This window comes from Pseudomonas meliae, assembly GCF_001400515.1.
GTDB classification, from domain to species: Bacteria; Pseudomonadota; Gammaproteobacteria; order Pseudomonadales; family Pseudomonadaceae; genus Aquipseudomonas; species Aquipseudomonas amygdali.
The window spans coordinates 1-6294 of sequence record NZ_LJQT01000017.1 but is presented as its reverse complement, the minus strand read 5'-3'; the positions used below and the strand labels follow the sequence as shown (position 1 = coordinate 6294).

Sequence of the window (6294 nt, the reverse complement as noted above, 5' to 3'; positions counted from 1 at the left end):
AGAGCGTCCAGAACGGCATTACCACGCAGAGCGCGGGAACGACAAGCCGAATCCCGCCCTATCGCTCCGCGTGAGCGCTACATCAACCCGCGCTCGACCATCGACAGTGGCTCGCCGTCGCCCACGATCACGTGGTCCAGCACATGAACATCCACCAGCATCAGTGCTTCCTTGAGGCGCTTGGTCAGGTCTATGTCGGAACGGCTGGGCGTGGTGATGCCGGAAGGATGGTTGTGGCAGAGGATCAGGCTGGCGGCGTTGTGAGCCATCGCTCGCTTCACCACCTGGCGCGGATGCACATAGGAGGCGTTGATCGTCCCGCGAAACAGTATCTCGAAGGTCATGACCCGGTGTTTGTTGTCCAGAAACAGGCAGGCGAAAACTTCATGCTGTTCATGTCTGAGCTGAGCCTTCAGGTAGTTGCGCACCTGAGTGGGGTTTTCCAGCGCTGAGTCACGGCGCAAGGACTCGGCCATGTGCCGGCGCGCCATCTCCATGACAGCCTGCAACTGAGCAAATTTGGCAGGCCCCAGCCCGAGCTGGGAGGTAAACGTGGACAGGTCAGCATCCAGTAACGATCTGAGCCCGTCGAATTGATTCAGAAGATGACGAGCAAGGTCTACGGCGCTTTTTCCGGCCACCCCGGTGCGTAAAAAGATAGCCAGCAACTCGGCGTCGGAAAGGCTCCCCGCCCCCAACTCCAACAAGCGTTCCCGCGGGCGTTCGGCCGCGGGCCAACTGCGAATACTCATAGCACCTCCATGTGATTGGGCACCGCTGTTGCGGTGCAGTCGCTGTGCTATCTTAGCCCATCTTTTTTGCGCGACGGCCTGGCCTGGGGAGGCGTCATGGACGTCGCGTATTCACTCGACCAAAAAGGCAGGTCTATGCAGCGGCTGTATCGAAAACGCATCGTTCTTGGCGTCGGCGGCGGCATCGCGGCCTACAAGAGCGCCGAGCTGGTCCGCCGCCTGCGCGATCAGGGTGCAGAAGTGCGTGTCGTCATGACCAAAGGCGGAGCAGAGTTCATTACGCCGCTGACCATGCAGGCCCTGTCCGGGCACCCTGTGCACCTGGACCTTCTCGACCCGGCCGCAGAGGCCGCGATGGGCCATATCGAACTGGCCAAATGGGCCGACCTGATCCTGATCGCTCCGGCCACCGCCGACCTGATCGCGCGCCTGGCGCAAGGCATCGCCAACGACTTGCTGACCACCATCGTGCTGGCAACCGATGCCACCGTCGCCATCGCACCGGCGATGAATCAGGCAATGTGGCGTGACGCCTCAGTGCAAGCCAATACCAGGCAGCTTGAAGAGCGTGACTTTCGTGTGTTTGGGCCAGCGTCCGGCAGTCAGGCCTGCGGCGATGTCGGCTTCGGTCGCATGCTGGAGGCCGACGATCTGGCCCAGTGCGCAGCGGACTGTTTCCAGCGCCTGAGCCTGACCGGCAAGCATGTGCTGATCACCGCTGGCCCGACCCAGGAAAACATCGATCCGGTGCGCTACATCACCAACCACAGCTCCGGAAAAATGGGCTTTGCCCTGGCCGAAGCGGCTGTGGAAGCCGGTGCGCGCGTCACGCTGATCACCGGGCCAGTCAATCTGCCGACGCCGGATCGCGTCTCGCGCATCGATGTGGTCAGTGCCCGCGACATGCTGGCGGCATGCGAGGCTGCCATCCCCTGTGACCTGTTCATCGCCTCGGCAGCGGTGGCTGACTACCGTCCGGAAGTTGTCGCCCCGCACAAATTGAAGAAAGATCCTTCAAACGGTGACGGCTTGCTGCTGCAGATGGTCCGCAATCCGGATATTCTGGCGACCATCGCAACCCGCCCGGATCGCCCTTTCAGCGTCGGTTTCGCCGCCGAGACCGAACACCTGCTCGACTACGCTGCCCGCAAGCTCAAGGACAAGAACCTCGACCTGATTGTCGCCAACGATGTCGCCAACCCGAGCATCGGCTTCAACAGCGAGGAAAACGCCTGCAGCGTGATTGACCGAGGGTTGCACGCAACACTTTTCGCCCAGACCAGCAAGGCCAAGATCGCTCGCCAGCTGGTCACTTTTATCGCCGACCGCATGAATCAGGTTTAACTACGAATGTACGCTCTACAAGCCAAGATCCTCGACCCTCGCATTGGCAACGAATTCCCACTCCCGGCCTACGCCACTGTTGGCTCGGCTGGCCTGGACCTGCGTGCCATGCTCAAGGAGGACACGGTCCTCGAACCGGGGCAGACCCTGCTGATCCCTACCGGCCTGTCGATTTACATTGGCGATCCGGGCCTGGCCGCGTTGATCCTGCCGCGCTCCGGCCTGGGCCACAAACACGGCATCGTGCTGGGCAATCTGGTGGGCCTGATCGACTCCGATTATCAGGGCGAACTGATGGTCTCCTGCTGGAACCGTGGCCAGACTGCATTCAACATCGCGGTGGGCGAGCGTATTGCGCAACTGGTGTTGGTGCCTGTGGTGCAGGCGCATTTCGAGCTGGTTGAAGCGTTCGATGAAAGTCAGCGTGGCGCTGGCGGCTTCGGTCATTCCGGCAGTCATTGATCGCCATTCGGCACATAATCCGGGTTCGGGACAAGACTCAGGGAGAGGTCGGTGAAAGGTAGTCAGCACAGCGCTTCACAGCACGCCATACACGCCGATAACTCGCCTCCGGCTGCGAGCCTCAAAGGACTCGCGCCTGGCCTGGTGCCTGCCGCCATCGGCCTGCTGATTGCTGCGGCACTGGTCTGGACAGCTCTGGCCACCGGTCCGCAGCAACAGGACCAGCTTGTTCAGGCCTGGGGCGGCAGTCAGGCAGCAGCGGTGGGTCTGGCGCTGCATCAGATCAACGCGGACACCCAGTCGGCGGCCTCCGGCGCAGCACTTGTGCAGACGCTTCAGAGCAATGACGCCGCTGCCCTACTGGCCGCTCAGGAGCGATTTACCCGTTGGGACGGCCTTGCAGGCGCTCGGCTGTACTCCAAGGGGCTGGCCGATGTGGACACGCAAGGCGCACTGCCCGTCAGTTTCGCCACCCTGGACATGCTAAACAAGGCCGCACAAGGTGAGACGGTCGCCCCGGAAGCGCGCAAGGTCGGCGAGCGCTGGTTGATCTACAGCGCAGCACCGGTGCGTGCCACTGCCACTCAGCCGGTGATGGGTACGCTGCTGCTGGCCTTTGACCTGCAGCGCTTGCTCAATGCCTTGCCGACGCTGCCTGCCGATGCCGGGCAAGTGGTGCTCAGCCAGCAATTCGGCAGCGGGCCCGCTCAGGTTTTCCTGCAGCGCGGTCAGGCCGTTGACGGCAAAGCCCAGCAGGCCTTCGATACCGGTTATCCAGGCTGGAAACTCGAGTTCACGCCCGGTCCCGGGCTGAAAACCTCTCCATCCGTGATGCTTCTGCTGCTGGCATTGATTATCGCTGCAGCGGGCGTGCTGCTTGGCTTGCACCGTAATGAACGGGCCCTGCAGAAGCGTATTTGCGCCGACGCACGGCAACTGGATCAGCTGCTCCAAGAACTCTCACGCGGAAAAGCCGTCAAACCCTTCGGTTTGAGCCTCCCGGCCCTTAGTGGTCTGGCTCAGGCCCTTGCTCGTGTCTCGCTTCGTAGTCAGCCTCAGGCAGTGCCTGTCCTGGCGGCGGGCGAGCAGCGCGATGCAGATATTGCCAAAGGCAGTGCTTCGTCCACCGTGGCTGCATCACGCACCGACTGGACCGATCCGCTGTTTCAAGATACCGATATCCTTGATATCGACCTTCTCGACGAAAACCAGGACTTCCTGAGATCGGAGCATAACCTCGCTATGAACAGCCCAGCATCCGTGGCACCCAACCTTCCCGAGACTATTTTCCGTGCCTACGACATTCGTGGCGTGGTCGGGGACACCCTCAACGCTGAAACGGCTTACTGGATCGGCCGCGCCATTGGCTCTGAAAGCCTGGCGCAGAACGAACCCAACGTCAGCGTTGGCCGCGACGGTCGCCTTTCCGGCCCTGAACTGGTAGAGCAACTGATTCAAGGTCTGCACGACAGCGGCTGCCACGTCAGCGATGTGGGCCTGGTGCCAACGCCTGCGCTGTATTACGCAGCCAACGTGCTGGCCAGCAAGACCGGCGTCATGCTGACCGGCAGCCACAACCCCAAGGACTACAACGGCTTCAAGATCGTCATCGCCGGCGACACCCTCGCCAACGAGCAGATCCAGGCGCTGCACGAGCGTATCAAGACCAACAACCTGACTTCGCAGAAAGGCAGCATCACCAAAGTCGACATCCTCGATCGCTACTTCAAGCAGATCAAGAACGACATCGTCATGGCGCGCAAGCTGAAGGTCGTGGTCGACTGCGGCAACGGCGCGGCAGGCGTGATCGCGCCGCAGCTGATCGAAGCGCTGGGTTGTGAAGTGATCTCGCTGTTCGCGGAAGTGGACGGCAACTTCCCCAATCACCACCCGGACCCGGGCAAGCTGGAAAACCTGCAGGATCTAATCGCCAAGGTCAAGGAAACCGGTGCCGATCTGGGCCTGGCATTCGACGGTGACGGCGACCGTGTCGGTGTCGTGACCAACAAGGGTAATGTGGTTTACCCGGATCGCCTGTTGATGCTGTTCGCGCTGGACGTGCTCAAGCGCAACCCGGGTGCCGACATCATTTTCGACGTCAAATGCACACGTCGCCTGACTCCGCTGATCAGCGAACATGGCGGTCGTCCGGTGATGTGGAAAACCGGCCACTCGCTGATCAAGAAAGAAATGAAAAAGAGTGGCGCGCTGCTCGCAGGTGAAATGAGCGGCCACATCTTCTTCAAGGAGCGCTGGTTCGGTTTTGACGACGGCATCTACAGTGCGGCACGTCTGCTGGAGATCCTCAGCCAGGAGTCAGCCAATGCCGAAGACCTGTTCGAAACCTTCCCGAACGATATTTCGACGCCTGAAATCAACATCAAGGTGACGGATGTCACCAAGTTCAGCATCATCAAGGCCCTTGAAACCGACGCGCAGTGGGGCGACGCCAAACTGACAACCATCGACGGTGTCCGCGTGGACTATCCGAAGGGTTGGGGTCTGGTCCGTGCGTCCAATACCACGCCGGTACTGGTGCTGCGTTTCGAGGCCGAAACCGAGGCTGAGTTGCAGCGCATCAAGGACGTGTTCCACGCTGAGCTGAAAAAAGTTGCACCGGATCTCGACCTGCCATTTTGATTGTTTTTCCTTTTGACTGGAGCCCTGAATGACCCTCGAACGTGATGCCGCCTCTAATGTAGCCAAGGTCCTTTCCGAAGCGCTGCCTTACATTCGCCGCTTTGTCGGCAAGACGCTGTTTATCAAGTACGGCGGCAACGCCATGGAGAGCGAAGAGCTGAAAACCGGCTTTGCGCGCGACATCGTGTTGATGAAAGCGGTGGGTATCAACCCGGTGGTGGTTCACGGCGGCGGGCCGCAGATCGGTGATCTGCTCAAGCGCCTGTCCATCGAGAGCCACTTCATCGATGGCATGCGCGTGACCGATGCGCAGACTATGGATGTGGTGGAGATGGTGCTGGGTGGCCAGGTCAACAAGGACATCGTCAACCTGATCAACCGGCATGGCGGCAGCGCGATCGGCCTGACCGGCAAGGACGCTGAGCTGATTCGTGCGAAGAAACTCACCGTCACGCGCCAGACGCCGGAAATGACCAAGCCCGAAATCATCGACATCGGTCAGGTCGGTGAAGTGGTCGGGGTCAACACCGGGCTGCTCAACATGCTGGTCAAAGGGGATTTCATTCCGGTCATCGCGCCTATCGGCGTGGGCCCGGACGGCGAGTCGTACAACATCAACGCCGACCTGGTCGCAGGCAAGGTTGCCGAGGCCCTCAAGGCCGAGAAGCTGATTCTGCTGACCAACATCGCCGGCCTGATGAACAAGCAGGGCGAAGTCCTGACTGGGCTGACCACCGAGCAGGTCGACGGCCTGATCGCCGACGGCACGATCTACGGCGGCATGCTGCCTAAGATCCGTTGCGCGTTGGAAGCGGTTCAGGGTGGGGTCAATAGCTCGCACATCATCGATGGACGAGTGCCCAATGCGGTCCTGCTGGAAATCTTCACCGACAGCGGTGTAGGTACTCAGATCACCAACCGCAAGCGGCACTGATTCAGGCGTAACACCCAAAGGCCCCGTGAGCTGACGCTGACGGGGCCTTTTTGTTGGTTGATGATGATCGCTGATTATCGTTCCCACGCTCCAGCGTGGTAACGCCGCTCTGGACGCTCTGCGTCCTGTCCTGAATGTGTGGCGCGGCGCAGATTTGTGACG

Annotated in this window: 5 protein-coding genes; 4 read left to right on the top strand and 1 reads right to left on the bottom strand. The window is 60.7% G+C overall.

Features of this window, described 5'->3' with window-relative positions:
• Nucleotides 1-77: 77 nt before the first annotated feature.
• Entirely contained in the window at nucleotides 78-752 is a 675-nt protein-coding gene (gene radC, locus ALO64_RS00520) for a RadC family protein (RefSeq protein WP_002551512.1), read from the bottom strand.
• A 135-nt stretch (nucleotides 753-887) separates the two neighbouring features.
• On the opposite strand from radC, the gene coaBC reads away from it, so the two are divergent.
• Genes coaBC through argB form a run of 4 tightly spaced genes read left to right on the top strand, consistent with a single transcriptional unit; the run spans nucleotide 888 to nucleotide 6132 of the window.
• Nucleotides 888-2096 (top strand): bifunctional phosphopantothenoylcysteine decarboxylase/phosphopantothenate--cysteine ligase CoaBC, encoded by a 1209-nt coding sequence (gene coaBC, locus ALO64_RS00515; protein WP_002551511.1) that lies wholly within the window; start codon nucleotides 888-890, stop codon nucleotides 2094-2096.
• A 6-nt stretch (nucleotides 2097-2102) separates the two neighbouring features.
• Nucleotides 2103-2558 carry a dUTP diphosphatase gene (gene dut / locus ALO64_RS00510; protein ID WP_044344528.1) on the top strand — a complete coding sequence of 152 codons (456 nt, stop codon included), beginning with the start codon at nucleotides 2103-2105 and terminating at the stop codon, nucleotides 2556-2558.
• A 51-nt stretch (nucleotides 2559-2609) separates the two neighbouring features.
• Entirely contained in the window at nucleotides 2610-5198 is a 2589-nt protein-coding gene (locus tag ALO64_RS26585) for a phosphomannomutase/phosphoglucomutase (RefSeq protein WP_044344527.1), read from the top strand.
• Between the two features lie 28 nt (nucleotides 5199-5226).
• Nucleotides 5227-6132, top strand: a complete 906-nt coding sequence (argB, locus tag ALO64_RS00500) for an acetylglutamate kinase (protein ID WP_044344526.1) — start codon at nucleotides 5227-5229, stop codon at nucleotides 6130-6132.
• The last annotated feature ends 162 nt before the right edge of the window (nucleotides 6133-6294 follow it).